1 pseudogene is annotated in these 759 nt (G+C 75.9%); it reads right to left on the bottom strand.

From position 1 onward, the window contains the following. A pseudogene (locus DKL51_RS30885) lies at window positions 1-759 on the bottom strand (hypothetical protein); the annotation flags it as partial.

The raw sequence follows: 759 nt of genomic DNA, 5'->3' as shown, positions 1-759 counted from the left end.
CCCGCCGCCCCGGCCACGTCCAGCGCCGACCCGCCCAGTACGCCGCCGATGGCGGCGGCCACGCCGGTGCCCGCCATCGCGGCCCGGATCGTCGGGTAGATGCCGAACAGCCGCATCAGGCCGCCCCAGGGCTGCAGCAGGGCGAACCAGACGAGTGCCGCGCCGGCCAGGGCGAGGATGGTGAGCGGGCTGTTGATCAGCGTCTCGATGTTCGAGGTGCTGGAGCGGTGCATGGTGAGCCCGCCGGTGCCGTCGCCGAGCGCGGCCAGGAATCGGCCCAGGCTGCCCCGCTCGGCGGCCGGCCGGCGCAGGTCGACCACGGCGAAGCCGATGGTGACCGCCAGCCCCGCCATGGTGGCCCAGGCCAGCCGGCTGACGGTCAACCAGCCGCCGCTGCAGATCGCCGCGGCGATGCTCAGCCCGGCGGTCAGCGCGATCGCGCCGATCGAGTCCGACCCGAAGTACGGGCTGCCGACGACGACCACCGCGGCGCCGCCGACGGCCACCATCACCATCGGGCGCCAGGCCCGGCGGACCTGCTGGGCCAGCCAGCCCCCGCTGAGCAGGGAACCGGCGATGAACACCCCGAGGCCCACCGTGCCCAGCCCGGCGTACCGGCCGCCCTCCAGCGCCGAGTACCCCACCACGCCGTTGAACTGCAGCCGCGAGCCGGTGAGCACGTCCGCCCCCACCACCAGGGTGGCCAGGCCGGCGACCGCACCCTCGGCCCGCTCGGCGCGGTCGTGTCCCGGGGTGAAC

The sequence above is a fragment of the Micromonospora globispora genome (assembly GCF_003857015.1).
In the GTDB taxonomy this organism is placed as follows: domain Bacteria; phylum Actinomycetota; class Actinomycetes; order Mycobacteriales; family Micromonosporaceae; genus Micromonospora; species Micromonospora globispora.
This window is presented reverse-complemented; position numbering and strand designations above follow the sequence as displayed.